This is a genomic window from Pseudomonas sp. PGPPP4, from assembly GCF_002256045.1.
GTDB classification, from domain to species: domain Bacteria; phylum Pseudomonadota; class Gammaproteobacteria; order Pseudomonadales; family Pseudomonadaceae; genus Chryseomonas; species Chryseomonas oryzihabitans.
The window spans coordinates 206989-233712 of the sequence record NZ_NKID01000008.1; the positions used below are offsets into that span (position 1 = coordinate 206989).

The 26724-nt window shown below is 58.6% G+C and carries 28 protein-coding genes and 1 riboswitch; of the genes, 7 read left to right on the plus strand and 21 right to left on the minus strand.

Annotated elements, in window-relative coordinates; all coding sequences use genetic code 11:
* Positions 1 to 71: 71 nt before the first annotated feature.
* The 3 genes from mobH to CFE50_RS15915 all read right to left on the minus strand — a co-directional run bounded on the left by mobH (position 72) and on the right by CFE50_RS15915 (position 3406).
* Positions 72 to 1937 (minus strand): MobH family relaxase, encoded by a 1866-nt coding sequence (mobH, locus tag CFE50_RS15905; RefSeq protein WP_286734845.1) that lies wholly within the window; start codon positions 1935 to 1937, stop codon positions 72 to 74.
* A 210-nt stretch (positions 1938 to 2147) separates the two neighbouring features.
* On the minus strand, positions 2148 to 2903 hold the full coding sequence (locus CFE50_RS15910; RefSeq protein WP_153005851.1) for an anti-sigma factor family protein: 756 nt from the start codon (positions 2901 to 2903) through the stop codon (positions 2148 to 2150).
* A complete protein-coding gene (locus tag CFE50_RS15915; protein WP_081323636.1) occupies positions 2900 to 3406 on the minus strand; it encodes a sigma-70 family RNA polymerase sigma factor in 507 nt (168 codons plus the stop codon). The genes CFE50_RS15910 and CFE50_RS15915 overlap by 4 nt, the downstream gene beginning before the upstream one ends.
* A 136-nt stretch (positions 3407 to 3542) precedes the next feature.
* Between CFE50_RS15915 and copM the strand changes: the two genes are divergently transcribed.
* The 4 genes from copM to CFE50_RS15935 all read left to right on the plus strand — a co-directional run bounded on the left by copM (position 3543) and on the right by CFE50_RS15935 (position 7080).
* Positions 3543 to 3896, plus strand: coding sequence for a CopM family metallochaperone (gene copM, locus CFE50_RS15920; protein ID WP_242871025.1), 354 nt, complete (start codon positions 3543 to 3545; stop codon positions 3894 to 3896).
* A gap of 5 nt (positions 3897 to 3901) precedes the next feature.
* Positions 3902 to 5383 carry a YncE family protein gene (locus CFE50_RS15925; protein WP_286734851.1) on the plus strand — a complete coding sequence of 494 codons (1482 nt, stop codon included), beginning with the start codon at positions 3902 to 3904 and terminating at the stop codon, positions 5381 to 5383.
* A gap of 29 nt (positions 5384 to 5412) precedes the next feature.
* Entirely contained in the window at positions 5413 to 5787 is a 375-nt protein-coding gene (locus CFE50_RS15930) for a COG4315 family predicted lipoprotein (RefSeq protein WP_058793837.1), read from the plus strand.
* A gap of 129 nt (positions 5788 to 5916) precedes the next feature.
* Positions 5917 to 7080: a TDT family transporter gene (locus CFE50_RS15935; RefSeq protein ID WP_286734854.1), complete on the plus strand. Its 1164-nt coding sequence runs from the start codon at positions 5917 to 5919 to the stop codon at positions 7078 to 7080.
* 165 nt (positions 7081 to 7245) lie between these two features.
* On the opposite strand, the gene CFE50_RS15940 is transcribed toward CFE50_RS15935, so the two are convergent.
* From CFE50_RS15940 to CFE50_RS15960, 5 genes are all read right to left on the minus strand, one after another.
* Entirely contained in the window at positions 7246 to 7596 is a 351-nt protein-coding gene (locus tag CFE50_RS15940) for a DUF190 domain-containing protein (protein ID WP_058764375.1), read from the minus strand.
* Positions 7597 to 7606: 10 nt separating this feature from the next.
* On the minus strand, positions 7607 to 7990 hold the full coding sequence (gene crcB, locus CFE50_RS15945) for a fluoride efflux transporter CrcB (RefSeq protein ID WP_027597932.1): 384 nt from the start codon (positions 7988 to 7990) through the stop codon (positions 7607 to 7609).
* A gap of 107 nt (positions 7991 to 8097) precedes the next feature.
* Positions 8098 to 8158, minus strand: a riboswitch (Fluoride riboswitch).
* Between the two features lie 151 nt (positions 8159 to 8309).
* Positions 8310 to 9680 (minus strand): IS3 family transposase, encoded by a 1371-nt coding sequence (locus CFE50_RS15950; RefSeq protein ID WP_081323637.1) that lies wholly within the window; start codon positions 9678 to 9680, stop codon positions 8310 to 8312.
* 130 nt (positions 9681 to 9810) lie between these two features.
* Positions 9811 to 10164, minus strand: a complete 354-nt coding sequence (locus CFE50_RS15955) for a type II toxin-antitoxin system RelE/ParE family toxin (protein ID WP_286734859.1) — start codon at positions 10162 to 10164, stop codon at positions 9811 to 9813.
* 4 nt (positions 10165 to 10168) lie between these two features.
* Entirely contained in the window at positions 10169 to 10450 is a 282-nt protein-coding gene (locus CFE50_RS15960; RefSeq protein WP_286734861.1) for a type II toxin-antitoxin system ParD family antitoxin, read from the minus strand.
* A 124-nt stretch (positions 10451 to 10574) separates the two neighbouring features.
* Here CFE50_RS15960 and CFE50_RS15965 point away from each other — a divergent pair, with 124 nt between their 5' ends.
* Positions 10575 to 10928 carry a DUF3742 family protein gene (locus tag CFE50_RS15965; RefSeq protein WP_286734862.1) on the plus strand — a complete coding sequence of 118 codons (354 nt, stop codon included), beginning with the start codon at positions 10575 to 10577 and terminating at the stop codon, positions 10926 to 10928.
* Positions 10929 to 10978: 50 nt separating this feature from the next.
* On the opposite strand, the gene CFE50_RS15970 is transcribed toward CFE50_RS15965, so the two are convergent.
* From CFE50_RS15970 to CFE50_RS15990, 5 genes are read right to left on the minus strand one after another with little or no spacing between them, the layout of a single operon-like run.
* On the minus strand, positions 10979 to 12517 hold the full coding sequence (locus CFE50_RS15970) for a conjugal transfer protein TraG N-terminal domain-containing protein (protein ID WP_286734864.1): 1539 nt from the start codon (positions 12515 to 12517) through the stop codon (positions 10979 to 10981).
* 22 nt (positions 12518 to 12539) lie between these two features.
* On the minus strand, positions 12540 to 12926 hold the full coding sequence (locus tag CFE50_RS15975) for a hypothetical protein (RefSeq protein WP_286734866.1): 387 nt from the start codon (positions 12924 to 12926) through the stop codon (positions 12540 to 12542).
* On the minus strand, positions 12923 to 14296 hold the full coding sequence (locus CFE50_RS15980) for an integrating conjugative element protein (RefSeq protein ID WP_286734867.1): 1374 nt from the start codon (positions 14294 to 14296) through the stop codon (positions 12923 to 12925). The genes CFE50_RS15975 and CFE50_RS15980 overlap by 4 nt, the downstream gene beginning before the upstream one ends.
* 17 nt (positions 14297 to 14313) lie before the next feature.
* Positions 14314 to 15261, minus strand: a complete 948-nt coding sequence (locus CFE50_RS15985; protein WP_286734869.1) for a TIGR03756 family integrating conjugative element protein — start codon at positions 15259 to 15261, stop codon at positions 14314 to 14316.
* Positions 15258 to 15695, minus strand: a complete 438-nt coding sequence (locus CFE50_RS15990) for a TIGR03757 family integrating conjugative element protein (protein WP_286734871.1) — start codon at positions 15693 to 15695, stop codon at positions 15258 to 15260. Before CFE50_RS15990 ends, CFE50_RS15985 begins: the two co-directional genes overlap by 4 nt.
* Before the next feature lie 250 nt (positions 15696 to 15945).
* Between CFE50_RS15990 and CFE50_RS15995 the strand changes: the two genes are divergently transcribed.
* Both CFE50_RS15995 and CFE50_RS16000 read left to right on the plus strand, forming a co-directional pair.
* A complete protein-coding gene (locus CFE50_RS15995; RefSeq protein ID WP_286734873.1) occupies positions 15946 to 16983 on the plus strand; it encodes a DNA cytosine methyltransferase in 1038 nt (345 codons plus the stop codon).
* 52 nt (positions 16984 to 17035) lie between these two features.
* On the plus strand, positions 17036 to 18643 hold the full coding sequence (locus CFE50_RS16000; RefSeq protein WP_286734875.1) for a TIGR02391 family protein: 1608 nt from the start codon (positions 17036 to 17038) through the stop codon (positions 18641 to 18643).
* A 188-nt stretch (positions 18644 to 18831) separates the two neighbouring features.
* Here CFE50_RS16000 and CFE50_RS16005 read toward each other — a convergent pair whose 3' ends face one another.
* The 8 genes from CFE50_RS16005 to CFE50_RS16040 all read right to left on the minus strand — a co-directional run bounded on the left by CFE50_RS16005 (position 18832) and on the right by CFE50_RS16040 (position 26715).
* Positions 18832 to 19389 (minus strand): DsbA family protein, encoded by a 558-nt coding sequence (locus tag CFE50_RS16005; RefSeq protein ID WP_286734876.1) that lies wholly within the window; start codon positions 19387 to 19389, stop codon positions 18832 to 18834.
* 128 nt (positions 19390 to 19517) lie between these two features.
* Positions 19518 to 19829 (minus strand): hypothetical protein, encoded by a 312-nt coding sequence (locus tag CFE50_RS16010; RefSeq protein WP_286734878.1) that lies wholly within the window; start codon positions 19827 to 19829, stop codon positions 19518 to 19520.
* Positions 19826 to 22861: a conjugative transfer ATPase gene (locus CFE50_RS16015; protein ID WP_286734879.1), complete on the minus strand. Its 3036-nt coding sequence runs from the start codon at positions 22859 to 22861 to the stop codon at positions 19826 to 19828. Before CFE50_RS16015 ends, CFE50_RS16010 begins: the two co-directional genes overlap by 4 nt.
* Positions 22861 to 23307, minus strand: a complete 447-nt coding sequence (locus CFE50_RS16020) for a TIGR03751 family conjugal transfer lipoprotein (protein ID WP_286734881.1) — start codon at positions 23305 to 23307, stop codon at positions 22861 to 22863. The genes CFE50_RS16015 and CFE50_RS16020 overlap by 1 nt, the downstream gene beginning before the upstream one ends.
* Positions 23285 to 24796 (minus strand): TIGR03752 family integrating conjugative element protein, encoded by a 1512-nt coding sequence (locus CFE50_RS16025; RefSeq protein ID WP_286734883.1) that lies wholly within the window; start codon positions 24794 to 24796, stop codon positions 23285 to 23287. Before CFE50_RS16025 ends, CFE50_RS16020 begins: the two co-directional genes overlap by 23 nt.
* A complete protein-coding gene (locus CFE50_RS16030; protein ID WP_286734885.1) occupies positions 24780 to 25685 on the minus strand; it encodes a TIGR03749 family integrating conjugative element protein in 906 nt (301 codons plus the stop codon). The genes CFE50_RS16025 and CFE50_RS16030 overlap by 17 nt, the downstream gene beginning before the upstream one ends.
* Positions 25682 to 26338, minus strand: a complete 657-nt coding sequence (locus tag CFE50_RS16035) for a PFL_4703 family integrating conjugative element protein (protein ID WP_115946576.1) — start codon at positions 26336 to 26338, stop codon at positions 25682 to 25684. The genes CFE50_RS16030 and CFE50_RS16035 overlap by 4 nt, the downstream gene beginning before the upstream one ends.
* Positions 26335 to 26715 carry a TIGR03750 family conjugal transfer protein gene (locus tag CFE50_RS16040; protein ID WP_286734888.1) on the minus strand — a complete coding sequence of 127 codons (381 nt, stop codon included), beginning with the start codon at positions 26713 to 26715 and terminating at the stop codon, positions 26335 to 26337. The genes CFE50_RS16035 and CFE50_RS16040 overlap by 4 nt, the downstream gene beginning before the upstream one ends.
* Positions 26716 to 26724 lie beyond the last annotated feature (9 nt).

A 26724-nucleotide genomic window follows, 5' to 3' on the forward strand; every position in this document is an offset into this window, starting at 1 on the left:
TAGATATATAGTTCTAGTCGCTGGTCTGAGGTCGTGAGTGTCATTGTATTCGCTAGCGATATCGATAATATTCAACTTTCGCTAGCTCCCATATTCTGCAATCGAAGGCTAGTATTATCGAATGGCGGATGCGTGAAGATGGCGCCAGGGTCATTCAAAAGATAGCCTTTGAGCAGTTTGGATTTTCGCGGGCCGATTACCTCGCATGTCCATATATTGAGATTGTCCGGTGTCTTGCGGTTAGTTTTGAGTTTTTCAAATCCGCGTTGAACTAGCTGCCAGGTTTCAATCCCTCTCGCCTCGGCTTCCCTCTGAAGGTGAGGATGCTCCAAGGCATAGCGCTTGAATAATCCGGGGCTGACGAGAAACGCAGTGCCATCCACTGTGTGGATCATTGCTTTGGCATCGTTGATCACCAGCGTGTGTGAAAGCACGCCCTGCCGCGCCCAAGCTATGAAAGCTTGGCCGAGATCAGCTGTGTCCTTGGCCGAAAATGCCTCTTTAGATAGGTGCTCGGCGATGCAATCAGTGGAGTTGTTTCCGGTGACGTCAGGGAGCAGCTGAGAAGTCGAAATTTCTGAATATGAAGCAGCTTCACCAAAAAGCTCATCTGCTAGTGCAAGGGTCTCGTCCATGGGGTCCAAACCGGTCTGGAATGCGGGCGGCGGCAGTGTTTCGGATGAGGACACATCTTGTGAAGATGTGACATGCGTCACGCTTTGTGGTATCGGGAATGATGGCGTAGTGATATCGCTCGCAGGTGCAGGCCGCTCCTGATCTAGCTCGGTGTCTTCCGGCTGCTCGAGTTTGAAAATGCCAGTAAATGGAGATGGTCGATCTGCGGGATCTGGCCAAATCAACGCGGGGGAAACCTTGAGTAAAGTGAAGGTGTTCTTCCAGCCGTGGCCGGTGTCGATTGTTGCCTTCCAGATAGCCTTGTCCTGAGCGTTGACCTGGATGATGGCCTGGTCCTGGATCAGGTTGAAGAATGGGGCGTTCGACGTTGGGATACCTTCAACGCCTTGGGAGAGCATCAGTGCCCGCAGCTGGTCTGAGGCAGGCTTGCTGACGAGCCATAGCGCATCCTGAGTCAGCCACCCGTCCGAGGGCCCATCTGGCTGGTTCAGCTTGAACTTCTCAATGACCAGGGTGCGCAACCCATCTGCCAGTTGACGCTGGATCGTATTCTTGGGGGCCTCCATCGCACGTTGCGGGTTGGCGCCGAGCTCCTGGGCGACACTCGCTTGGTCAGCCTGGATGATCATCTCGCCCAGTACGCCGGCATGCTGGTATTGCCCGGCCAAGACGAAGATCAGCGATGACCATAGCTCGCGGTAGCCACTGAGCCAGTCCAGCACGTGGGGCGGCAGCACCTGGAAATAGACGAGTGCTGAGGCAGCGCCATGAAGCTGGTAGTCGCGACCTTTGACGTACCTGAAGCGGTAGGGCTTCTGAATGCGACCGTGCCAGGGGTGCCATGGCTTGCCGTCTTCGAGAACGACCTCGATGTCGACGGCGATCTTGCCCAAGTCGTGGAGGAGGGCGCCGTAGGCTACCGCTGCTGACCACGCTTCGGCCTGGGCTGCTTGTGACTCAGGCGGTGCGCCGATGGGGAGGAGGTAGTTCTGCCGGATCTTCAGTGCGTAGGCGACGATCTCCAGCCCGTGGTCTAGCAGGCCCCCGGGATAGGCATGGTGGTGGTTTTCCGAAGCTGGAAGCTGCTGGACCAGGTCGGCGTAGCGTTCGAGGGGGTCGCGGTAGAGCGAGGCGAATTGCTCGCGCGACAGCGACGTTCGCTGCCAGATGTTCTCGATGAGCTTCTGCCGGCGGGGGAGGGCCAGTAGGTCCTTGCCTGCAGACGGCATTGTGAAGCCTTGTTTGCGGGGGCCCGAAGGCGCTGAGGCTGGAGTTTTCTTCCTGAAAAAGAGATCGAACATGGCATGCCCTTGGTGGTTCTTGGGCCTGCGTTGTCGATCAGTAGGATCGGTCGGACAATGGTAAACCGCTATCACGGCTCAGGAGGTTGGGGCGGCGGATGGCTACTATGGCCGGGAGCCTGGGGACCCTTTGCTCTTCGCAGCCATGAAATGACCCCCAAATGTTGGACAGGGTTGATTTCCAGCAACGAGCACTGGTCTGAACGGGAACTAGAGAGGTGGCCTCTGCGAGATCGCCTCACGCAAGGTATCAAACGATGCTTCGCTAGGACTTACTAACGCGAAGTTATAGCCCTGTCCTGACCAGTAGTCAGCCGTGACATCACTTTCCCTACGAGAACCCTGACCAACGTCGCGCTGGCTGTTGGGATGCCGCACATAGAAGATCACTTGGCGCCCTTTCGTGTCGCGGTAGAGCACCATCGCGGCGGCGCCGGTGTCCGTGGCCATGAGACGACCACCCACTGGGATCAAGCCGAAGCGCTCCAGGTTAGGGAGGGCGGGCGCCTGCACAAATGTCTTTTCAAGCCAATGCTGAATCGCACCGTCCTGGCCGGTTACATCGACTGGCGGCCTCCCTTCGGCGCTCGCAAATAGTCGATAAGCCTCCACGGCATCCGCCATTGGAACGTGCGCCCGCCGCAGCATCGATTCCCGTGCCTGCCACCCTAAGCCGCTACCCAGGCCTAAAGTCAGCACTAGCGAAGCGAGATAGGTCATACGCCTTTTACGTCTGGCGACTATCCGGTGTCGCACGACTGCTGGCATAAGGTGTGTCGGTAAAGGCTCAAGCACGGGAGAAAAAATCAGCCGTAGCCGACGATTCTGCTCGCGGATATCAGCTACCTGTGCAGCATCTTCCGGATGGGTTGCAAGATAGCGCATCACCTCCTCGTGCCGCAGCGCATCCAACTGATTGTCGGCATAAGCCATCAACTCTTCAGGAGTAGGAGGTTGATACATCATTTCAATACTCGCAGAGCGGCGGTAACTGAAGGACTTTCGTGAATCTGTCTCAAGGCCGCGCGTGCCCGCGCCAAACGAGACATGACGGTTCCAAGTGGAATGCCAAGCGCCTGTGAAACATCGCGATAGCTCATGCCTTCCACCGCGACCAACAGCAGCAGGGCGCGCTGTTCATCACTGAGTTGCTCAAGATTCGTCAATGCTTCTTGATTCAGATAGACCGTCTCAGCCGAAGGCTCAACCAAGACCTCTTGGAATCCTAGCCACTCCAGCAGACGACCGTAGCGACGCTCACGACGTCGGCTATCAACGAATTGGCGGTACAGGATGGTAAACAGCCAGGCTCGCACATCACCGTCGGGATAGCGCGTGTTCCCATGCGTAAGCGCCCGTTCTAGACAACTCTGGACCAAGTCATCGGCGCTGGCTTCGTGACGAGTAAGGGATCTTGCGAAGCGACGCAGAGACGGTAGCAGCTGAGAAAGCGTGGCGTCATCAAGCATGGACGTTCCCCTGGTATCGCTGACAGACGCTTGAGCTGACCTTTTATTCCCCACAAATTTTATTTTTGTAGGTATGGAATAACCCAGACCGTACAGACGTCTTCACTGGAAACTCACCAATCTGCTGGAGCGCCACGTGTTTTCAGTCAAGCACCCGTTGTTGGCAGTCCCCCTTCTGGTGCTCGTGCTTCCCATTGCCTGGGCCGAACCTGATAGCAGTGCCGCCATGGCGAAGGCCGACAACCGCCAGGCCATGGATCAGATGATGGCCGCGATGCACATGCCCAGCAGTGGCGACGTAGACCGCGACTTTGTGACCCAGATGACGGCACATCACCAGGGTGCGATCGATATGGCGCGGATCCAATTGCGGTATGGCCGTAACGAACGCCTACGCCGTCTGGCCCAAGAGATCATTGTTACCCAACAACAAGAAATCGCCGTCATGCAGCAGGCGCTTTCTGAATTGCCCGCCTCTCCCACTCGGTAATCCTTATGCCTCGATTGTCGCTTACCCCGCTCGCCGCTGCGTTGTTGGTAATCTCCTGCACCGCTTCAGCCGGTCAAGTTCCGCGTGCTGCCGCACAATCCGACATCGCGATTAGCGCCCAAGACCGTGTGTATACGGCGGAGCAGTTTTCCAACACGGTATCGGTTATTGATCCCAGCACGAAAAAATTGCTCGGCGTCATCACCCTGGGCGACAGCCAACCCAAGAACCTGAGCCCTCTGTACAAGGGGGAGCTACTGGTGCATGGCTTAGGGTTTTCGCCAGATGGGCGAACCTTAGCCGTCGTAGCGATAGGCTCGAACTCCGTGTCTTTCATCGACACTGCCAACAACCAGGTGAAGGGTAAAACCTATCTGGGTCGCGCGCCTCATGAAGCCTTTTTCACCCCTGACGGTAAAGAGCTTTGGGTCACGGTACGGGGCGAGGACTATATCGCCGTGATCGACCCGGTGACTTTCAAAGAGAAGACGCGAATTGGTGTACCGCCAGGCCCTGGCATGCAAATTTTCTCCCCTGATGGCCGCTATGGCTACGTCTGCTCCTCGTTCACTCCGGAAACCGTAGTGGTTTCGGTTGCCGAGCATCGAATTGTTGGCCGCGTCGCTCAGGCGAGTCCTTTCTGCCCCAACATCGCTGCGTCTGCAGATGGCCAACAGGTTTGGTTCACCCTAAAAGATGTCGGTAAGACCCAGGTATTCGCAGCCAAACCGCCGTTCGGCTTGATTAAGACGCTTGATACGGGCGCGATCACTAATCACGTCAACTTGGTTCGCAATGCTCACGGAAGCTTCGCCTATGTAACGGTAGGTGGGGAAAATCGAGTCAAGGTCTTCCGAACCGATGACTTCAGCCAAGTCGCCAGCATTCCTGTTGGCGCTTTGCCCCACGGTCTCTGGCCGTCAGGAGATGGCACCCGGCTGTACGTAGGACTAGAGAATGCTGACAGTGTGGCCGTCATCAATACGCTGACCAATAGCGTTGAAACCACTGTGCCAGTGGGGCAGGCGCCTCAGGCTTTGGTCTACGTTCCCAACGCCGCTACCCAGGGCGCTGGGCTGGCAAATCTCAAGCCTCTAAGGAGCGCCGCCAAGAGTATTCAGATCGCCCTGGCTCCGCCGGGTGAGCACCAGCGTCATACCACTCAGGTGACACTTTTCGACCAGGGTTTGACTCAGGTCCTGCAGGCCTCGGTTACGGGCCTGGTGGCCAAGCAGCCCTACGTACTAGCGTTGGCTCGTCATGCAGACGGTAGCGGCGCTCTTGAGTCTCTCGCCGCTTTTCAAACCAATCCCGCCGGCGCAGCTATCGTGAATGCGGTAGGACCGATACGCCAACTGGTTCAGCAGTCCCAGGCGGATGAACAGCGCTACCTCGTCATCGCACCTGGTGCAGCCGATGCGCCAGGTGCTCCCGTGCAAGTGCAAGTGCAAGTGCAAGTGCAAGTGCCCCAATCGAAATACCAATAACCAATAACCAATAACCACCGAGGTCCAGCATGCTCAGACAAGTGTTGATTGCCACTGCCATTTTCTCCATGACAGGGCTGGCCTTGGCGGCCACGCCCGCCAAGGTTGGCGATACCACCTTAGGTAAGGTGCTTGTGGATGAGAAGGGTATGACGCTTTACACCTTCACCAAGGACAGCGAGGGTAAGTCCGCATGCAACGGCCCATGCGCCAAGAACTGGCCGCCGCTGATGGCACCTGCGGGGGCCAAGAGCGGTGACGGCTATACCGTAGTGCAGCGTGACGATGGTAGTCAGCAATGGGCCTATAAGGGGCAGCCACTCTATACCTGGGTAAAGGACAGCAAGCCTGGTGAAACGACCGGTGAAGGCGTCAATCAAGTCTGGCACGTCGCCAAGCCTTGATTGTGGAGCAGTCCCTGCGGACAACAGGGGCTGCTTATCTGCCCGGTAGATTACTTTTTAAATTATATTCAATTTTGCGGATAATAGAGCCGAGCTAGACTGATTGCATTCCTCAGCGGAGCTCACCTCATGACCTTAAAAGATGCTATAGCCCTGCGCACCGGCGGCAAGCCGCTCAGCCAGCTCAAGCAGCCGCTCGAAGTCGTTCGCCAGTTCACTCCCAACTGGTTTGCGGCAACGATGGGCACCGGTATTTTGGCTATTGCCTTAGCAAGCTTTCCCGTGTCGGTACCTGGCTTGCGTCCGATCGCCGAAGGACTGTGGCTGTTCAATATCTTGCTTTTCGTTCTATTCAGCAGCTTGTATGCCGCTCGCTGGATCTTGTTCTACAACGAAGCCAAGCAAATTTTCGCGCACTCCACCGTATCTATGTTCTTCGGCACCATTCCAATGGGGTTGGCAACAATCATCAACGGGATGCTGATCTTCGGGCTGCCACGATGGGGTGAGGTGGCTGTCACGATTGCCACTGGACTCTGGTGGGTTGATGCGGCCATGGCACTGGTGTGCGGAGTAGCGATTCCGTACCTGATGTTCACCCGTCAGCAGCACAGCATCGATCAAATGACGGCGGTATGGTTGCTACCCGTGGTGGCCGCCGAAGTGGCTGCCGCCAGTGGCGGGCTGTTGGCGCCGCACCTTGCCGATAGCGGGCACCAATTTACCGTACTGGTGACCAGCTATGTGCTTTGGGCTTATTCGGTACCTGTCGCCCTAAGTGTCCTCGTGATCCTGCTATTGCGGATGGCGCTGCACAAGCTGCCTCACGAGAACATGGCTGCATCGAGCTGGTTATCGCTGGGCCCCATCGGCACGGGTGCGTTGGGTCTGCTCGTGATGGGCAGCGACGCACCGGTTATCTTCGCTGCGCACGGTATGGCCGGAATTGGCGCCGTCGCGCAGGGGCTAGGCGTAATTGGCGGGATCCTACTGTGGGGACTCGGCTTGTGGTGGATGAGCCTTGCCATACTGATCACGTTGAAGTACGCGCGCCACGGCATCCCTTTCAACCTGGGATGGTGGGGCTTTACTTTTCCATTGGGCGTCTATGCCGTCACGACGCTACGTCTGGGAAGCACGCTTGGATCAGTCTTCTTTACCGTCTTCGGCGCCTTTTTAGTCGTCGCCTTGACTGCTCTGTGGGCGGTGGTCGCGGGACGCACCCTGGCCGGTGCCTACCGTGGGACGCTGTTCGTCTCGCCTTGCATTGCTCATCTGCAACCACGCAAATGAGGTCGGTTAGGTAGCGCCTCGTTGAGCAACGCTACCAAGCCAGGACCATCAGCCCACTCTCTACGACGAGTGAGCTGATGAGTCCGCAAATGGGGCTCAGTGAAAGCCATCCCTTGATGCCGTTGGTTACCGCGGCCGCCTTAACCGATTCAAAGGTGCGTCAGCTCAGGACGAGGGTGACTCTGTCTCTTGGGAAGGGCGGTGGCGTCCTACCGTGCCAATCTCGGCAGGCGTCTTGATGTAGAACAGTGCCAAGTCTTCCGACTCGAGGCGTTGAAACAGCATGTCGTGTTGAATTTGAGTCAGCGCCATCGTCACCTGGATGGGCTGATCGGCAAGCTCAAAAAAATGGGCGGAGTGGCGTTTTCCATCTTGGCCGAAGCCTTCAGCCGCCACTGACAACGTTGCGCCACTTAGGTGAAGCTCTTTAGCAAGATCCAGAAGCCAATCTCCAATCTGCTGATGTTCATGGCGACGATTTTGTTCGGTATAGAACGTAACGAGATAGTCGTTCATGCGATTGCCTCTAGCGTGGGTGAAGCAGGTTGATGGTCAAAATACCCAGGGCTGTCATGCACAGGGACCCCACGACATGAACGCTGATTGCGGTCAGCGCCATGAGCAGCCTTCCTTGCTGGATTAGCATCAGTGTCTCAGCAGAAAACGTCGAGAAGGTGGTTAAGCCGCCGCAAAATCCGGTAATCAGAAACAGACGCCATTCAGGCGCAATCCCGGGCCAAGCAGCGAAGATGGCTACGGCCATGCCGATGATGTAGCCACCTACAAGATTCGCAACGACCGTCCCAGGCGGGAGCGACGGGAACCAGGCATTTAGCTTCAAGCCCAGTATCCAACGGAGCCAGGCACCCAAGGTCGCACCGAGTGCGATGGCTATGAGCGGCTTCAGCATGGAACGTCTCCCAAGGGGAATGGAAGACTAGGGGCCGGGGAGGGATATGGTCGGTGCATAGCGCTGTCCTCGAAAAAGACAGGGCGCACCTACGCACCCTGCCAAGGGGTTACGTAGGCATCATCAGCACGAGGCGGTTTGAGGAGGAATGCCATCTCCTTAGCGGATCATAGCAGCGCAGCAGATGACTTTGAAGATGGCTCGTTCTTGAAGCCGACATGCCTGCCACTGCTTATTGAGACCCGGAGCATGCCTGCACTCCTCAAACGCCGAGGGTCTAGAAACCGATCGACTCTGCGGTAGCTATGAGGCAAACGTCCTATTCGTCACAGGTATTCACAGCTTTCGCTATTGCCAGACGATATTCAGCTGGACTGCGCCCACCCAGTGCCAATTTGATTCGCTCCTTATTGTAGTAGTCGATATAGGCCCGAATTGCTACTGCCAGCTCCTCTACGCTTGAGAACCTGTTGCAGTGGAAAAGCTCAGATTTTAGTACTGCAAAAAAGCTTTCCATTGCCGCATTGTCGAGGCAATTGGCTCGCCTTGACATACTCTGAGTCAGTCCATGCTGACGGATCAGCTGTTGGTAGGCAGGGTATTGATAGTGCCAGCCTTGATCGGAATGGATGAGCGGTTTCTCATGAGACCGAAGGGTCTTCAATCCGTCTTTCAACATACGTAAGACCATCTCGAACGATGGGCGCTCACTTATCTCGAAAGCCACAATTTCCTTATTGAAGAGGTCAAGAATCGGTGACAGGTATAGCCGGTTTTGATTGACACGAAACTCGGTTATGTCAGTCGCCCACCGCTGATTGGGCTGCGGTGCGGTAAAGCGGCGGTCCAACAGGTTAGGCGCCACGCAGGACTCAGGCCCTGTGAATGGACGATAGCGACGGCGTCGCAGCGTGCACTTTAACGACATTTCGCCCATCAGCCGCTGTACGGCCTTGTGATTGATCTGCTGCCCCTGATTGCGTAGCGCCTGCGTGATGCGGCGATAGCCATAGCGACCCCGATGATGCGTGAACATCGTCCGGATGCTCTCTTTGCGGGCACCTTGTTTGTCTGGTTGGCGAGTGACCTTGAGGTGGTAGTAGAAGCTGCTTCGAGGAAGACATGCTCCCTGAAGAAGCGCATCAAGTGGATATCGTGACCGCAACTCCTGCACGATAAGTGCTTTCTGCTGATTGTCCAGGTCACTGTCCTTGAGACCCAAGCTCATGGCTTTGCGCAGAAAGGCGTTTTTGACCTGCAGATAGGCAACCTGCTTTTCCAGCTCTCGGACTGGGTTTGCGATGTGGGGCTTGAAAGCGGATGGATCTGGAACGGGAAGAAGGGGCAAGGAATCACCTCTGCGTTTGCTGGCCAACCCCTCGATACCATACCTCTGCCACGCATTGACCCAGCGCTGCATTTGGGAGCGATTGAGATTAAATCGCTCACTAGCCCGTCGGATTGATAGGCCTTCGACGATCTGTCGCACCACCTCGATCTTGAAATCGATACTGTGATAACGATAACGCGTTTGTAGAGCCGCTTTTCCGTGATTGGCATAGGCGCCAATCCATCCTTTTACCTGCACCACGCTGACGTCATGCGCCCTAGCGAGGTGGCCGTAGCTGCAATCGCCCTTTTGGTACTGAGCGACGATCTTCAATTTGAACGCTAGAGAGTACTTGGGCATGGTACGCCTTCAAGGCAGCGTCCAACTTTCGGGGGTCATTTCACCAACGGCGGAGCCCTTTCAGGTAGGGCTTTTACCCTTAAAGCCCCTTCCATTCCCTCCTTTGCTCCAGCCCATTTGGCCCTTTCGGTTACTGAGGGCTGGTCAGATGTCCCTTGGGCTCCATTAGGTCGTGCAGCAGCCGCACTATCTCGATGACGTCGTCAGCCGCGATCCGGTAGAACACCACATGACGAGGCTGGCCGACGCGCTGCTCGGATGGGATACCCCTTTGGGCATGGGCAAGGTGGAGGCTACGCAGCCCCTCGTGTAGCTCATCGCGGGCACGACTCACAGGCCCGTAGGGATCGGTTGCAATGAGATTGAAGCTGCCTACGAGCAAGCTCTGGTAGCGCTTCCGGGCCGCTGTGCCGAATTGCTGAGCGGAGTACACCAAGATGTCGGCCAAGTCCTGTCGGGCCTCGGCGGAGATACGGTAATTCATCGGTTCAGTGGCCTATGCGACTGTCTTCAACCGACAAGCCTTCCAGGTACTGCTCCAGATCCTCGGCAGGCACCTCGTCAAAAATTCCATGCTCTAGTTGCTGGATCCCTATGCCCGTAGTGTTGCGCAGCGCCTCGATCTTGGCCGAGACCATGTCCTCTTGCTGGATCAGCAGGCGGAGACCGTTGCGTACCACCTCGCTGGCGTTCTGGTAGCGACCGCTATCGACCAGGCGATCTATCTCGTCTGAAAGCGGGTCAGGGATGAGGATATTTCGGGTAGGCATGACTGCTCCATGGGAGACGATGAGGGTCCATGGCAGTTTATGCCATGCCTCTTGTGGTGTCACCGATTGCGGCGTATAAGTGCCGTCATAGAGCCATCGCTCTCCATGGAATGAGGCAGTAGCCATGACCACGCGCAAACCGGGATCAACCGAAGACTGGACCCACCTCGGGAAGCTGGATACGAGCCGTGTGCTCGTTCGGGCTGAGGCGGCTATTTGGAACGGTTTGTCTGCGGTCGGGGTTTCGGCCGGCATCACCAAGGTCCTGAAATGGTCTGTGCGTGGGGCTGTATTGGCTGCTGCCGCAGTCTATTCCCTCTATCTCTTTGTACCGTTGATGCTCGCGCTGAGCTACCTATGGCTGGCATCCAATGGCTCGTTGAGCACGGGTGATACCGATGTGGATGCTCCATACGGTCGTGATGTCTTTGGGCACCCTCTAGATTCGTCCGGTAGCAGAGATGAGTGGCGATTGTGAGGAAGCCGATTTCAAGACTATCCGTGAAATCGGTTCCCTTTAGTTCAGCCCTATTTTGCACCTACAGCCTTCGTCACAACCTCCCCGCCAGTCTGGCCTGCTGATCTTGCAGGTTCGGTTCCCTTCGCCAGCCCCATAACCAAATCTCCTACCTTCACCCCCGCCCAACTCATGGCTGTTATCCAAAACGCCGGCAGCACCAAGAACATCGTGCCCATTACGAAGTCCAGCAGCAGGTCGCCCTGGGCGTTGTTCATGCCCATCATGATGTTGAAGTTCAGGTGGGGTGAGGCACCCATGATGTTGCCGTATAGGGCGTCGAGGATCGTGCTGTCGACCCAGCGGGCCAGCTGCAGCCAGAAGTCGACAAAGATCAGCGCGAACTGGGCGAAGGTCAGCGTCATGGCAACCTTCAAGTCATAGGTACCCAGCACCAGTACGATGGGGATGCAGATGATGAAGGCCATCTTCAGGAAGGCCAGGACCATCGGCGCTGCCTGCCGCACACTGTCGATGGCTGGATACATTGCGATGGAGCCTACCGCCTGACCTGCAGTAGCCGTGACTCGCGAGATGCTGCTGCCGATGCTGCCGCCTACCTGCCCGCCGTAGTCTCCATAGACCTGCCCTTGGGTCAGCACCTGCTTGCGGGGCGATACCAGGTCGCGGATCACCTGGTCCTCTACCTCCTGCTGGTTCATCAGTTTCGCCCACTTGGCGAGCTGGGTGATCAGGTTGGGTTCCACCGCCGCCAGCAGCCGCGCACGCAATCCGATTGTGCCGTCAGACCACCACTGCGAGCAGGTTGGGTAGCCGCCGCCCCCGGTGGTCTCGGCCAGTCCCGCATCCCGCGTCGTGTCATAGGGCCAGGCCTTGCGCGGGGTATGGGAGCGAAAGCCTGAAGCACCATCGCTGTAGTAGCCGCTGGTACTCAGAAAGAACTTCGAGCCAATCCAGCTGACATCTTCGAACTGCGACGCGGACAGGTTTGGCTGCGTCATGAACAGCTTGGCTCGCGCCTGGGCGTAGCAGTCATTTGTGAAGTCCGCGACCTCCTGGGCCAGCAGCGGGTTGCCAATCCGGGTAGCGTTCACCTCTATGCGTAGCTGTTGCAGATCCAATCCGCATGGAATGCCAGCGACCGCACCCGCGGTAAAGCCCTTCGAGAGGGCATGTACCACTGCCCACCAGATGGGAATCCGGGCGCTCTTGCCATTGAGGGTGCTGAAGCTGGTGCCCCATCCCGTCTCGGATGGCTTCAGCACGTCGACCTGACACTGCTTGGAGCGAGTCTTATCGTACTCAAGGGTGGAGAAACTCAGCACCGAGTTCGGCAAGGGCATGAGCCCAAGCATGATGACGAAGATGGCGACATAGAATCGGTTTTCGATCCGCGCCAGGCTCAGCGCCCCCTTGTTACCCTCGTCTTGGCCTTCGCCGCGGGCGCGCAACCATTCCTGGATGACGATGGCAGCAAAGGGTGCTGCGAACAGGCCGGTGCTCCCAATCAGATCCCAGATGGCGCCATTGATCAGCCACCCCACCAGGGTGAGGTAATACTCAAGGTAGTCGTTCGTGTAGAGGACCATGGGTGTCTTTCTCTGCGTAGCGCTACAGGTGGAGTTGCAGTTCGTAGAGCGCAATGACGGCGATCGCCAACCACCCACACCGGGCCAGGCGCCCGGCACCCCCTGGCAGCTTTCGCAACCGCTGGTGGAGTGGCCACCAGCAGGCTGCCAGGGCTGCATACACGACCAATCTCCAGATCTGCAGGCCACTCCGGTGGGTCTCTGCCCAGTGCTGGTAACCTGCAATGTCGCCAAACAGCTGTTGGATCAGCAGGCTACAGGCCAGCGCCAGCAGCACCGTGGTGAGCAAGATCACTGCTACCCATGCGAAGCCCTTCAAGCCGCCCCTGGCGAAGCGTAATACCGGGTTTGGCTTCCGCTTACGGTCGATCTGCGGACGACTATTCGAAGGAACGTTGCTCATGATCATTCGCCCTTCTTGACCGGGTTTTCGACGCGATCCAGCCGGTTCGGCATGGGGTCGCCCTGGAAGATGGTCCTGGAAGCATCCTTGCGCAGCGCCGCGCGCTGCAGGATGGTGGTCGGCGAATTGCCGGCCAGCTCCCGGCGCATGTCCAGCTCGGTCTTGAGGTTCTGGATCTCGGCCTGCAGGTTGGCGGCGTTCTGGTCGACCTGCGTCTGGGCGACCTGGTTGGCCGCGACGTTGGGCTCCTGGCGACCAGCGGCCAGGGTGCGGACCAGCGACAGCGCCTTCTCGATGACATCGGCCAGGGACACCTCCGACACGAGCCGCTTGGCCAGCACGTCCTGGTCTTGCTCGGTACGCAGCGATTCGATGATGCCGCGGGTGATCGGGATGGAGTTGCTGCCGGCAGCGGCCAGGTTTTCAGCCGTCATCGGCTGGGTGCCGGCGATCAGCGCATTCACCGCCTTGAGCTTGGTGTCATAGGTCTCCTGAATCAACGGGGTGAGCCCCACTCCGGCCTGGGTCACGGTCTTCTGGCAGTTATCGCAGGTCTGCTGCTGTTGCTCGCCGAGTACCCGGGTGGCAAAGGTCGCGGCCTCCTGCGGCGACGACCAAGTGCTGCAGACGAGGCCACCGTTGCAGCTGCTGGCCGGGATCGAGCCGGTGGCGGTGGGCGCGCGGCCGCTCAGCAGGTTGTAACCGGCCTTGGTGACGTCGCTGACCACCTTGATGGGCTGCTGGCCACTGCCCCCAGCTTTGCTTCCGCCGACCCAGGTCACGCCCTCATTTCCGCTCTTCTGCTCGACCTGGTTGATCGCGGCGACCGCATCGGTGGTGCCGGCAGCGGCCGACTTCATCGCCTCACCCTCGGCAAGCTTGTTCCAGCCGACCTGGCCGCCGGCGACATCGAGCATCTTGTCGGCGATCGCGCGGCAGGTGCCCTTCGAGCGATCGAAGTCCAGGCGCGCCTGGCCAATGCCGTTGGTGATGAGGTTGTACAGGCCCGGGTTGGCGCGCTGCAGGATCAGGCCGGGCAGGGAAGCAACGGCGCCGGTGGCGTTCTGCAGCACCGAGCTCATGATGGTCTGGAAGCCTTGAGTGGCGCCGTTGAGTTGGTTCTGCAGGGTGTTGGTGAGGCTCATGTTTCCGCAGATCAGGTTGGTATTCCAGCCACCGCCAATCTGGATGCTGTCCATGTTGCCGACGCTGCCCATCGACACGGCATTGCCGCCGCCGATGCTGTAGAGCACGTCGTCACCGATGACGCTACCCTGGGACTGCACACGGTAGGGCTCGGCTGCCTGGACAGCGCTGCTGAGAAGAAGGCCGGCCAAGCAGGTGCTGGCCAGCAGGGTGAGGCGATAGGTGTTCATGATCGACGGCTCCCTGATCATTGAAAGTCGGTGCTGCCCAGGAAGACCTGGCCTTCACGCTTGCAGCAGCTGTAGGGGCGCCAGAGCGCCCAGGCATAGGCGCCCACGGCGTCTTGGACGTGAGGGCCCGGGTTGGGAAAGGCAGCGCAGCTCTGGCTTACCGTGGGCGTGAGCTCCTGCCACTTGCCGGTGGTGGCATCGCCCTCGAGCAGCTCGCCAGCGGGCCAGTAGCCGTCTTCTGGCTGGGCCAACAGCGACTGGTAGACGTGGATCTGGCCAGAGCGCGTAACCACGTCGCCGGCGCGCTGGGCCATGACCGCCGCGGCCTTGTAGTCGTCAGGCTGATGCAGGAAGCCGCTGCGCGGATAGACGTTGCCCCACAGGTCCCCGGACAAGGTGCCGCCGACTTCACGCTTGCCTGGGACGAGAGCCTCCGGATAGACGGCTTCGGGGATGCCGTACCGCCAGGCCAGGTAGTCGTAGTTGCTCAGCAGGTAGGGCATAAAGGCGGTACCGGCGCCCTTGCAGGTATAACCGGATCCGCTGGCGAACTGACTGAAGGCGTACCCACCCGGATGGCCAATAACGTCGGCATTCTTGAACCGAGCGCTGACGGTGGCATTCGCCTGGGTCGCGCTATCGCCGGGGTCATTGCCGCCGGCGGCGACACTGCTGACGGGGCTGAAAGAGGCCATCTCCGTCCAGGGGTTTTCGCCTGTATTGGCGTAGCTGGACACCACTGCATCGGGCACGAAGTGCCGTACCTTGGCCGAGGTCTTCACCTTGCAGCCGTAAGGGGTGCAGAACAGCCAGTAGCAGATGCCGACCACCTTGTATTCGAGGCAGTCGGGCGAGAGCGAGGACGACACAATGGTCGCGGTGGTGACGGCCGCAGTGGCCTGCAGGCTGGTGGCCAGCGGGATCGCCAGGGCAAGGCGCCGTAGACGCTGCACATGTCGACTCATCGTCCACTGCTCCGGTAGCGCTCAATGCTGGCCACGGCGGCCGCCACGTCAGGCTGGCCATAGACCACATACTGGCGATCCACCACGACGGCCGGCAGCTTGGCCACGCCTAAGCTCCAGGCATCGGCCACGTCCTGGTGCGCCCTGGCTAGGTCCCGCCCCAGCTGCTGCGCAGTGGCCGAACGCATCCGCTGCTGCATGATGGCTACGGCCTGGCGTGGATCCGCCGGCAGGCCTTCGGAGAGCTGCTGCTCAAAGCGCTCCGGGGCATCCAAGAGCACAACCCGGGCGCTGGCGCTATTGATGAGGGGGTGAGCGGTGTTGGAGATTGCCAGCACATCCGCTGTGGCGAAGGGGATGCAGCAGGTGGCCAGGGCAAAGCTCAGCAGATGGGCATTCAGGCCTGCTAAGACGGGACGAGGGACGATGGGCATGGGCGGTACCAGGCAGAGGAGTGGCTGGTACAGGAAACGCGATCAGGAGGGCTGGGTCAGCGGGAAACCATATCTTGGTGAAAAGAGGTTTGGACAGCCACGAAAATCGCAGTCATCCATTTGCTGCACACAAGCAGAATCAAGCTAAAATGCGAGATCTTACGTCGATGTTGCTGAGAGCAAAGATCGCTGAATCAAGTCAAGAGCATTTCGGGTTGCTCGATGAACTTTCCGTTGTGAATGAAGGCTTATGAAACTTACTGCGATTGATTTGTTTTGCGGCGCGGGTGGCTTATCTAGGGGGTTGATAGACGCTGGGTTCGATGTGATTGCTGGTGTCGAGAATAACCCTGTTGCTGCTGAAACCTATAGGGCAAATTATCCAGGTCATTATTTGGTTGAAGCAGATATTGCCACAGTTGATCCTCTCGCCTTGATGCGAGATCTCGGGATCAATAGAGGGCAGCTAGATCTGCTTGCTGGTTGTCCTCCCTGTCAAGGCTTCTCCACCCATAGAACCAGAAGAAAGTCCTCGGCTGTAGAGGATTCCAGGAATGATTTGGTTTTTGAGTATCTACGATTTGTTAAGGAGCTTCTTCCTAAGGTTGTGATGATGGAAAACGTCCCTGCACTAGCAGTGGATGATAGAGCTCATCTCGTATTGAGGGAGCTAATTAAGCTCGGATATAAAGTGACATCGCGTTCGCTACAAGTTAAAGATGCAGCAGACTATGGGGTTCCTCAGCGTAGAAAAAGAATGATTCTAGTCGCGTCTCGGTTTGGAGAGGTATCTGAGCCAAGTCCTGTGGCATTTCACTCTACAGTTCGCGACTATCTTTCGACTATGCCTCTTCCTGGTGGCGCGAATGACGTCCTTCATGATTATATGCCGAAGCGCGCGGACAAGGTTCAGGCTATGATAACCCTGATACCTAAAGATGGAGGTTCTCGCAAGGATCTTCCCAAAGAGTATTGGCTGCCATGTCATTTAAAGGGTAGGGGAGGTTACCTCGACGTTTATGGGAGAATGTCGTGGCAAAAGGTTTCGCCTACTATAACAGGTGGGTGTATTAGCCCGTCTAAAGGCCGCTTTCTTCACCCCGAGCAGGACAGAGCCATAACTTTGAGGGAGGCCGCAATACTTCAAACATTCCCGTCTGACTATTATTTTTCGTTAGCGGCTGGGCGGGATCATGCGGCGCTGATGATCGGAAATGCTCTTCCGCCTAAATTTATCAAGGTCCATGCCGATAAGATAAAGGAGCATTTGATTTCCGTAGAAGGCTGAGGTTTTAGCTTAATTTCAAGGGATCAAATAATATCTATATGGAGGTTGTGTTATGAAAAAAAATTTAGAGATGAGGTTTGATCCTAGAACTATAGAGCATTTGGGTGTGAAGATGTATTCTACACTTCCGCCTGCACTTGCTGAGTTGATATCTAATGCGTACGATGCGGACGCTGAAAATGTAAATTTAAAGTTTGTTACCGCAGGATCAAAAAAAACAATTAACGTAAAGGATGATGGCATCGGGATGTCATCATCTGATATTCAAGATAAGTTTTTGGTTATCGGTAGGAATCGTCGAGCACAAGATGGGGACAAGCCGACCGAAAGATTTGGCCGCTACGCTACTGGCAAAAAAGGTCTAGGTAAGCTGGCTCTCTTCGGATTGGCTAAAGTCATTACAGTTGACACTATTCACGATGGTAAGAGAAATCGATTCTCTTTGAATTGGGATGCTTTACTCTCATCTGAAGGTACTTACCAGCCTGCATGGGATTTGCAAGATAAGGCTACCGATAAAGCCAATGGAACAACTATTAGTCTTTCAGATCTGAAGCGTCAGTCTCCATTTGATGTTCCTGCTGTAGCAGACAGTTTATCAAAAATATTTATTGTTGATGAGGATTTTAAAATTGTTCTGGATGAGAATGGCAAGAAAACAAATATAAGTGCTGAAAGAAGGTATAGCTCTTTTGATAAAGAGTTTGAGTGGGATGTCGCAAGTCTGGCAGAGAATGACGAGAGTTTTTCTCAGTCTATTTCTGGGGCTCTGTACACGTCTAAAACTCCTGTAAAACCGAGTTCAGGTTTACGTGGCGTGTCTCTGTTTTCGCGTGGAAAATTGGTAAATGCGCCAGAGTACTTTTCTGATAGTACGTCAAGTCATTTTTATCAATATTTGACCGGGTGGATATCGGTAGACTTTATCGATACGTTAGATGTTGATGTTATATCTACAAATCGGCAGTCTGTAGATTGGGATCATCCAGATATGGTGGTTCTAAGAAGCTATCTCTCTTCTCTAATAAATCGTGTCAAAAACGAATGGCGAGAGCTTCGTAAAGAAAAGAAAGAAAAGGATCTTGAAGAGAAAACAGGTATTGATACAGTCGCGTGGATAGAGACCCTTCCAGCGGAAATGCAGGGTCATATGCAGAGTGTTATCAATCATTTGTCCAAAGAAGAAGCTTTGGAAGAATTTACGCCCGTGATTAAGGCGCTGCACGAAATCATCCCCGAATATCCAATGCTCCACTGGCGGCACTTGGATGATGTGCTGCGCGAAAATGTAAAGGACTTGTATGTGGCGAAGATGTATGGGATGGCTGCAGATCAAGGAACAAAGATATATTTTGATTATTTGCGGCAGATGACCGGTCTTGATGTTGATGGTACGACTGCGGCAGACAGGATGTTTGCTGGTGAGCATCCTTTGATTAAAATCACACCAGGATTGACTGCAACAGATAAAAACATTCAGGCAGGCCATCACTCGCTATCAAGGGGGATTGCTCAAGGTTTTCGAAACCCTTCTGCGCACGAGCCTGCCCATAAGTTAGTACCGGGAGTCTTTTCTGAATTGGACTGCCTAAATATATTGAGTTTGGTCTCGTACCTCGTCGCGCGAGCAAAAAAAGGCGAAGTAACAAAGAAAGATTGAGCATCTATAAAGGACGCTTCACACCTTCTATACTAGGATGATGATTTGGGATGGCTCTTTCTTCTGGTTGAAACATACCGTGATCACGCGCTTGCATCTCGGTATCGATCATCCGCAAAAGATGTGTAAGGCGGCTGTTGAGCCGCCGTAGGGTCCGATCGGAAAGGCTGGCCAGCCACGGCGGAATGTCATCGGCGCTGCTGTGCATCCGCACCTCCCTGACTCGCTAGCCAGTCCATGGCCGATAGCATGCCGGCATCATCCAGCAGAGCTGGAAGCCAGATCGTACGGCCGGACCGATTGTCTCGGAGCTCGAAGGTCGGGGTGGCATCGATCCGCTTCTGCGCTGCGGTTGCGGTCTGCTCAGCGACTACCCTCCGCACGGTCGTATTGTCCTGGATGCACGCCTGCAGGTGCTGCAGCGATACGGCTGGTTGCAGGCCCAGTTGATCGATCGGGACTGCCAGGCCGGCACCGTTACCGCGGCTGTGCTGGTAGACCGCTTCGACCGCCTGCCAGAACACCGGATTACCGCCCAGCCATCCCGCACACGTGACCAGCCGTGCTTCGTACTGGGCCGCATCGCCGTGCATGGGCAGCGGCAGGTGATGCCACTGCCAGTTCAGCGCTTCGTACCGATCGATCAGCTGCTTGACCTGCGGGAAGGTTTCTTTGCAGTAAGGGCATTCCAGGTCGCCGTACTCGATCAGCGTGAAGCGGGCTTTGGCAGCCCCATAGATGAACATCGGTGGCTCAGGAGTAACTCGTGGCTCTACTGCTGCGAGCCATCCAAAGAGGTGCCATAGGACATAGAGCAACACGGCCAGCAGTATGAGAGCCATTGCCGCTGGTTGCCGAGATATAGCTCCCCTAATCATGCCAAAGCCTCATGAGCAGAAGGCTGATCGATTTGCCGGCCCAGCACTTCCCTGTGCAGGACCTCAAGGAGCGCCTGCTGCGCCTCATCCGGCTGAGGGTGCTTGGCCAACCAGTCTTTGAGCGCCGTATCGAGCTGGACCTCAATCTCACGGCGATCCACCGCGCGTGACTTCACTGCCTGCAGGTTGCTGATCAGCACAGGTGCGCAGATCTGCAGGGCGGTCAGCGTCTCCGGCAGTTGCGGCTGCCGGAGCAAGCCGGTCAGGCTGTCGATGAGGTCCTGGGTGAATTGGTCCATCACTCTCATCGCCGGGCTCCTCGAGCCGGTGGCAGCTTGAAGGGGTAGGGTTCGATCCCTCGCAACCGGTCCAAACGGGCGGCGACGGCCAGCGCGGCGCCCAGCTCGTCGGTGCCGAGCTCTTCCATCAGCTGGGCGCGCTCCGCCTTCTCCTCAGGCTCCGTCATAGCCAGCGCCAGATAGAGACTGGGCGGTACCGCGCGGAAGAGCGTCTCCATGGACTTGGAGAGCACCACGCCTTCGGTATAGGCGCCGCTCTGCTTGCGCGCCGACAGCATCAGCTCCTTCTGCGCGGTACTCAGATTGCGGAATTTGGAGATCTTCTCGACTTCATCCGGCGGCATGTTCAGGCAGATCCACCACTCGATCATGTTGAGCATTGGCGCGCCAGAGATCGGGATGTCATCGATGTTCTGGGTCGCCAGCCAGAACCAGGCGCCGAGCTTTCGCCACATCTTGGTGATCTTCATCGCATAGGGCAGCAGCAGCGGGTGCTTGGTGATGATGTGGCCTTCGTCGGTCAGCTTGATCAGCGGCCGGCCCTTGTACTGGTCACGTTCGGCGATGTTGTTGATCGAGTTCAGTAGCGAGATGTAGGCGATGCCGAGCTGCGCCTGATAGCCCTCGCGGGCATAGGTGGCGAAGTCCACCACCGTTAGGTCGGCCTCCGGCCAGGGCGAGCCGGGGCGGTTGAACATCTCGCCGTCGGCACCCATGCAGAACATCTCCATGGCTTCGGCCATCTCCTGCAGGCGCTCCCGTCGCGGCGCTGGCAGGCGTTCGTCACGTGAAGCTTCGCTCAATGCGTCGCGCACGTCCTGGGTGAGCACTGTCTTTTCTGCCTTGGAGCAGGCCTTGGCAGCATTGATGATGGCGTGCCGGATGGCCGCACGGTCGGCGCGTGTCATGCGTGCGTCTTCCTTCTCTTCGCCGCCGGTGATCATCAGGCGAGCCACAATCTCCATCTCGCCGAGCACGTCGCGTTGATCGTCCTCCAGGTCGGGCTTCGGGCTGCTAGCTGCGTCTGAGGCGTCGAGGTCCTCGGCATCGAGCACGGCCACGTGAGCCGGATCCTCGGCCAGGCGGATGGCGTCGGCGAAGGGCGCCAGGCTAACGCCAGCGCCGGGAACCAGGCGGACCTTATGGACGGTCAGGCCGAGACGCTGGGCAAAGTCCGCCAGCAGCCCGAAGCTGTTACCGGCTTCGGCCACGAAGATGCGCGGTCGGTAGATGGCCAGCCACTGGATCAAGAGGTTGTTGAGCGTCGCCGATTTGCCAGCACCGGTAGGACCGAAGACGAAGCCGTGTGCATTCATCTGGCGATCAAGCTTGCTGAGCGGATCGAAGGTCAGCGGACTGCCACCGCGGTTGAATTGAGTGATGCCCGGATGTCCAGTTCCGGTTGAGCGGCCCCAGATGGGTGCCAGGTTGGCGACATGCTGAACCAGCATAAGCTGGGTGTACCACTGCAGCGCCCGCGGCTGGTTGGGATCGAAGTTGCCGGGCAGCCAGCGCAGGTAGCTGTTCAGTGCAGCCACCTCATCCTCAGGCCGCACAGGCTCGATGCCGGCGCTGGTGAGGGTGTTGGTGAGGTCGTTGCAGCGCTGCTCCAGCTCCTGCTCGTCCTTACCCCGGACATAGAAGGCCACGCTGCCCTGGTAGAGCTTGTGCTTGCGTCCGATCAGCTGACGGGCGTCCTTGATGGCCTCCCGGGTGAGGGCAGAGGCCTGGTTGTCGCCGACAGCCTTTTTGTGCAGGTTGTTGAGGTGGGCTTCGAGCGTATCCTGGGGCGTGGCCACCAGCGTGATGGCCAGCACGGTGTCCTCGGGCATCTCGTCGAATAGGGCGTGCAGGGCATCACCAAAGTTGCGCTCGCCGGTCATGTGACCGGTCCTCGGCGCGGTGCGCAGCCGATCCAGCATCACCACACGATGAGGTTGGCCATCGAAGAACCACAGGCCCTTCTGCGCATCCGAGCGGGGCTCGCGGTACATCAAGCACTGGGAGAAATCGGTCCCGCTGGCCAGGAAGGGAATGGTGCCTTCGGCCAGCAACTCATCCTGGTCGAAGGCGCTGTTGACCACCTCGAAGAACCGCTGCTGGTCCTTGGCCGAGGTGCCCAGGTGATCCGGGCACGGATTGAACCACTGCAGGAGCCAGTAGCGAATGGCGCGCTCATCCATACGATGAGCCGTCACGCCGGCGTTGCGCAGTGCGCCGGTCAGTCGGCTGCAGATGTTAGCCAGATAAGCAGCGGGCGCCTGCCCCCTGACCAGACCGTCGCCGATGCTCCGGCGGGAAACGACCATCCGGACGCGCCGATGCTGACCACGCCAGGGCAGGTGGGATACGGCCGTGTCGTTGAATAGACCACCAGGCTTGGCGATGGCATGCAGGTGATGCTTCATCAGGCTCTGATAGAGCTTGGTGAATTCGGAGCCGCGGGCGCGCGGCTGGATGTAGTTGGCCAGCCCCGTGAGATAGCCGTCGAACTGGATCTCGTCGCGGGCATAGAGCTGGATGACCCAGGGACTCTGCTCCAGCTCATCGAAGGCATCCTGCAGGGCGTTCTCCAGGGCGTCGCGGGCCTGACGAAGCCAATTGGCTTCGCGGCCCTCGGTGCCGATCGGCACCAGGTCGAAGAAGGCGGCCAGCGACTTGCCGTCTTCCAGCAGCATCGCTTGGTGCTCGGGCAGGTATTCGACCCAGGGCAGCAGGTTGGTGAAGCTGGGATTGACCTGGTGCATGCCGGCGATGTCAGCGACCGTCGCGGGCTTCTCCTTGCCGGTCATCCAGGCACCTGGCTCAGGGATACCGTGCGCTCTCAGGCGGTCCAGGTAGCGCTGGTAGCCGGCTTCCTCGTCGACTTCGAGAGCGCGGGTGGCACGGATGGATTCGGGATGCAGGGCCGGCTCAGCTCTGGCTGATAGACCCGCTTCCTCAACTGGCTCAATAAGCTCTGGCTGGCTAGGCACAGGATCTGGCTCAGCCGTCGAGGTGTCGGCGGTTTTCTTGCCACGCAGGCGTTCGAAGATGCCCATCAGTAGTTCTCCACCCGCTCACCGGGCATGGCGTACTGCACACGCTGGTAGAGCGGGAAAACGGTGGTGTAGCCGGGGATGGGTGCCGGGTCGGAGCCGGCCAGGTGCGGGAAGACGTACATAACCAGGTCCGGATTGGGCAGGCGCTTGAACTGGCTATAGATCTCGTTCTGCGCGGTGCGCGAATAGCCGGCGTTGTCAGCCAGCGGCCGGGCCTGGCTCGTGTCCACAGGACGGCGCAGCTCTGCCCGGGCATCGACCAGTTGGCGACCCTGGCTGCTGCCGGCCGAACCGGTGGTACCGGCGTTCCAGACGTCCATCATGGTCTGGTCGCCATGGGGGAGCATCTTCTCCTTGTCGACCGCGCAGCCGCTGGCCAGCAGGGAGAGGGCCAGTACAGCCGCTATCTGAAGTCGTGTGCGATTAATCGAGGGCAGCCGAGGCATGGCGAGCTCCTGTCCGATAGTCGACCTTGCGGCCTTTGAGTTCGTAGTCGATGGCCAGCTCCTGGTCGAGGTGGATGGCCACCTTCGCCCCGGGCTGCACGTAGACGGCGGCAAAGGCCTGGCCGTAGAGCTTGTTCACCCAGGTGGAGATGTCGCTGACGCCCTGGTTCAGGATCTTGCCCATGGCCTCGTTGCCAGACATGCCGGTCGTGCCGATGGTGCCGTTCGGGGTCTGGACGTAGCTGGAGCTGGTGCCGTCGTTCTTGATGAGTGAGGCGGCGCCGGCGCCGGCGGCGGTGATGAGGGCCTGGGAGCCGATGTACTGGGCGGCGTTGCTGCGGCGCTCGCCCGCGATGCAGGGGATACCGTAGGGGTCGCTGATCCAGCCCATGCCACCCTGGACAGCAGCGGGCTGGCCATTGGAGGCGTTCTGGTTGTTCTGGCCGTTGTTTTGCTGACCGCCGTTCTCCTGCGGCGCCGGCAGGGTACGCACGGTGCCGTCGGTGAAGACGAAAGTCATGCTGCGGATCTGGCCGCGCACGCAAGACAGCGTCCAGTCGCCCGAGGCCGTGCCGCTCACGACAGCGCCGGCGACATCGGGCAGGTCGATGCCGTTGGCGGTCAGGTTGTCGGGGCCGATCAGGACCTTGAAGGGGTAGGGGTCGTTAACTGTGCCGTCGACCGGCACGCGGCCCACCAGGGCGGTCATGGATACCGAACCCATAAGCGTCGAGTTCTGTGGCAGGGTGTAGACCTTGCGGACCTTCTTGCGGGACGGCTCATCACCGCCCATGCCATCGGCTGCGCGCTGAGCGCCATCTGAGGCCGCATCCAGCGTCTTCTGGCCGGCGGCGCCGAAGGCGGTCGGGAAGGCGAAGCCGCTGGCGGCCTGGCTGCTGCCGGCAGCAAGGGGCTTGCCATTGGCGTCGACGGCGGTGCCATCCTGCGGCTCGATCCAGACGAGATCCGAGCCTCCTTTCTTGAACTGATTGCCTTCCCCAGGAGCGATGCCGAGTCCGATAGGCATGTCGGCGCTAGAGCCGTTGCTACTGCCCGTCTGGTTGCCCATCTGGGACAAGGTGTTGAGCTGCTTCTGCAGACCATCGAACAGACCCTGCGTCTGCTTCTGCTGGTTCTCAAGGCCCTGGTTGATGCCCGCCTGGACGCGACTATCGACCGTGGTGTTGATGTTGCTCAGCTGGGCCTTGAGACCATCGTTCTCCCGCTTGGCCTCTTCGTTGTCCCTCAGGACCTTGTTCAACTGCTCTTTGAGCTGGCGACTTTCGACGACGATGGTACGCAGGGTGTCGTTGGCCGTGTCGCCCTCGATCCCCAGCGCCTTGGCCTGTTCAGGCGTGAGCTGGGCAGATTGTGGTTGCTCGGGCGTTTGTGGCTTGCCCTTACCAAGTAGGGTCACGCCGACATAGACCACCAGGACCAGAACCCCGAGCAGCGCATACTTGAGGAGCGGATTACTTCTGAGCTGCATGACGGGCCTCCGCGGTCACGCGAGGATCTGCAGCGCTCAGGCTGGGCAGCAGCGACTGGGCAAGGCCATGATCCCGGGTGACCAGGTAGAGCACGGTGGTGTCGCTGGCATCGCCCCGGGCGCCGAGGTAGGGGTGCTGGAAGGTCGCGGTCGCGAAGTCGCCCATGAGCTCACGCGGATCCAAGGCGAGACGCTGGCCGGTCTGGTTGCGCAGCTTCACGGCGGTCACCCAGTGATCGTCCAGACGCCAGGCGCCCAGTTGACTGGCCTCAACCGGCAGCGCTGGCAGCAGCGTCGATAGGTCCAGGCGCTTATCGACCTTGACCTGGGCGACGCCGTCGACCGGCTCGACCGTGCGCAGCGGCGCATAAAGCATCTGGGCGGCGTATCGCGTGAGCACAACAGGGATCGGCGTTTCGCGCTTCGGCGCGGCCGGCTCGTCATCATCTTCTTCGGCCTGGCGGCTAGCCTTGACCGTCGATTTTAGAGCCGCTGCAGCGGCTTGGCCGTAGCGAGTAGGCGTGGTGTCGCCCGGAACGATCTTGATGGGCTCAAGCGCAGCCTGGCCTTCCTGCGCCGGCGTGGCGGCGATGTCGATCAGCATGATCTCGCCGGTCGCTGCATTCTGCAGCTGCAGCCGGCTGGGCTCGATTGGGTCTTTGGCCCGGAGATAGATCGCGCCGCCGGTGCTCTGCACCCTGAGCTTGTCAGCGATGGCGGGAGGGACGCCGACACGCACGTTGGCATCAACGAATAGGATCCGCTCTTGGCCGACCACGAGCGGGATGGCCATGGGGACGCGTTCCCATTTGCGGATCTCGATGGCCTGGGCAAGGCTGCTGAGCAGCAGGCCACCCAGCACCAGGGGGAGGGAGTGGCGGAATGTCATGGTGTACCTCGAGCTTTGACTTCGACGCCGGCCTCGATCCGCTGCGGCTGACCGCTGTAGCAGTCCCACTTCATGCCCCAGGGGTTCTTCTCGGGATCGACGTCGGACCTGACGACATGTAGCGGGTAGCGGGTGAGCGCCGTCTTGACCTTCTCGCCACCCAGGTACTCGTTGGCAACGACATCAAGCATGACCGTCCACTCGCTATTGCCGAGTACCTGGACGCGGCGGGAGGGGTCGTCGCCGTAGCCTGATCCGGGGATCTCGGCGACGTTGCGCACGCGTTTGCGCAGCTCGCCGCTGTTGCGCTTGAGTGCTTCGTCCCCCTCCAGATAGGCCTTGCACGAAGGGGTGATGAAAGGGGTCAAGCGGGCGATGTTGTCGCTGTAGTTCTTCTCGCCATCAGCTGGCCAGCTATTCATCTGCTGGAAGATGTAGAAGGCGTAGGAATAGACCGACTCGGGAGGGATCTCCCACCAGGGACGTGTGCTTCCAGATCGCAGGTCCGGCGGCACGTGCACGGTCAGATCCTTGGGCGCGCTGTACCAGCCGTAGCCGTTCCAGATCGCGATGCCACTGACCAGGCCCAGGGCAAGGCGCAGCGTGGTGATATGGGCGCGCTGCGAATCGGACAGCTTCCACGCGCGGCTCATAGCCCCACCATCCGCTTGCAGGTCCAGGCACCGCTACGGATGACCAGGCGGCGACCCGCCAGCCCCCAATGCGCGAGGCGCCACTCGACTTGGCGCCATAGCCAGGTTTCCGGGCGGCCGCGCTTCCAACGGCGCAGGATCCGTCCTGCGAGTACTAGGCCCAGGGCGCCACACGCCAGCGCGGAGAAGATCGGCATGGCTGGTGTGACGAAAAACGCAAACGGGATGCCGACTGCGAATCCAAATGCAGCACAGATGCCGACCGTGGCGAACATCTCGTCCGTAGTCAGGCCGCCGACGACGACGGGTTGAAGGTTGAGGCGATTCGGCAAGAAGCGAAGGGTGCCGTCCTCATGCAGGTCCTGGGTGATGTCCATCGGCGCGGC

Excerpts from the sequence above, each read along its gene's own strand:
- CFE50_RS15940 (WP_058764375.1), bottom strand. The coding sequence starts at position 7,596 with ATGAACGACTATCTCGTTACGTTCTATACCGAACAAAATCGTCGCCAT.
- crcB (WP_027597932.1), bottom strand. The coding sequence starts at position 7,990 with ATGCTGAAGCCGCTCATAGCCATCGCACTCGGTGCGACCTTGGGTGCC.
- CFE50_RS15965 (WP_286734862.1), top strand. The coding sequence starts at position 10,575 with ATGACCACGCGCAAACCGGGATCAACCGAAGACTGGACCCACCTCGGG.
- CFE50_RS16035 (WP_115946576.1), bottom strand. The coding sequence starts at position 26,338 with ATGAGCCGCGCGTGGAAGCTGTCCGATTCGCAGCGCGCCCATATCACC.
- CFE50_RS15960 (WP_286734861.1), bottom strand. The coding sequence starts at position 10,450 with ATGCCTACCCGAAATATCCTCATCCCTGACCCGCTTTCAGACGAGATA.
- CFE50_RS16040 (WP_286734888.1), bottom strand. The coding sequence starts at position 26,715 with ATGGACATCACCCAGGACCTGCATGAGGACGGCACCCTTCGCTTCTTG.
- CFE50_RS15980 (WP_286734867.1), bottom strand. The coding sequence starts at position 14,296 with ATGAACACCTATCGCCTCACCCTGCTGGCCAGCACCTGCTTGGCCGGC.
- CFE50_RS15930 (WP_058793837.1), top strand. The coding sequence starts at position 5,413 with ATGCTCAGACAAGTGTTGATTGCCACTGCCATTTTCTCCATGACAGGG.
- CFE50_RS15990 (WP_286734871.1), bottom strand. The coding sequence starts at position 15,695 with ATGCCCATCGTCCCTCGTCCCGTCTTAGCAGGCCTGAATGCCCATCTG.
- mobH (WP_286734845.1), bottom strand. The coding sequence starts at position 1,937 with ATGTTCGATCTCTTTTTCAGGAAGAAAACTCCAGCCTCAGCGCCTTCG.
- CFE50_RS15975 (WP_286734866.1), bottom strand. The coding sequence starts at position 12,926 with ATGATCATGAGCAACGTTCCTTCGAATAGTCGTCCGCAGATCGACCGT.
- CFE50_RS16000 (WP_286734875.1), top strand. The coding sequence starts at position 17,036 with ATGAAAAAAAATTTAGAGATGAGGTTTGATCCTAGAACTATAGAGCAT.
- CFE50_RS15925 (WP_286734851.1), top strand. The coding sequence starts at position 3,902 with ATGCCTCGATTGTCGCTTACCCCGCTCGCCGCTGCGTTGTTGGTAATC.
- CFE50_RS15955 (WP_286734859.1), bottom strand. The coding sequence starts at position 10,164 with ATGAATTACCGTATCTCCGCCGAGGCCCGACAGGACTTGGCCGACATC.
- CFE50_RS16020 (WP_286734881.1), bottom strand. The coding sequence starts at position 23,307 with ATGCCTCGGCTGCCCTCGATTAATCGCACACGACTTCAGATAGCGGCT.
- CFE50_RS15970 (WP_286734864.1), bottom strand. The coding sequence starts at position 12,517 with ATGGTCCTCTACACGAACGACTACCTTGAGTATTACCTCACCCTGGTG.
- CFE50_RS16005 (WP_286734876.1), bottom strand. The coding sequence starts at position 19,389 with ATGTTCATCTATGGGGCTGCCAAAGCCCGCTTCACGCTGATCGAGTAC.
- CFE50_RS16010 (WP_286734878.1), bottom strand. The coding sequence starts at position 19,829 with ATGAGAGTGATGGACCAATTCACCCAGGACCTCATCGACAGCCTGACC.
- CFE50_RS15985 (WP_286734869.1), bottom strand. The coding sequence starts at position 15,261 with ATGAGTCGACATGTGCAGCGTCTACGGCGCCTTGCCCTGGCGATCCCG.
- CFE50_RS15995 (WP_286734873.1), top strand. The coding sequence starts at position 15,946 with ATGAAACTTACTGCGATTGATTTGTTTTGCGGCGCGGGTGGCTTATCT.
- CFE50_RS16025 (WP_286734883.1), bottom strand. The coding sequence starts at position 24,796 with ATGCAGCTCAGAAGTAATCCGCTCCTCAAGTATGCGCTGCTCGGGGTT.
- CFE50_RS16015 (WP_286734879.1), bottom strand. The coding sequence starts at position 22,861 with ATGGGCATCTTCGAACGCCTGCGTGGCAAGAAAACCGCCGACACCTCG.
- CFE50_RS15935 (WP_286734854.1), top strand. The coding sequence starts at position 5,917 with ATGACCTTAAAAGATGCTATAGCCCTGCGCACCGGCGGCAAGCCGCTC.
- CFE50_RS16030 (WP_286734885.1), bottom strand. The coding sequence starts at position 25,685 with ATGACATTCCGCCACTCCCTCCCCCTGGTGCTGGGTGGCCTGCTGCTC.
- CFE50_RS15910 (WP_153005851.1), bottom strand. The coding sequence starts at position 2,903 with ATGATGTATCAACCTCCTACTCCTGAAGAGTTGATGGCTTATGCCGAC.
- CFE50_RS15950 (WP_081323637.1), bottom strand. The coding sequence starts at position 9,680 with ATGCCCAAGTACTCTCTAGCGTTCAAATTGAAGATCGTCGCTCAGTAC.
- CFE50_RS15915 (WP_081323636.1), bottom strand. The coding sequence starts at position 3,406 with ATGCTTGATGACGCCACGCTTTCTCAGCTGCTACCGTCTCTGCGTCGC.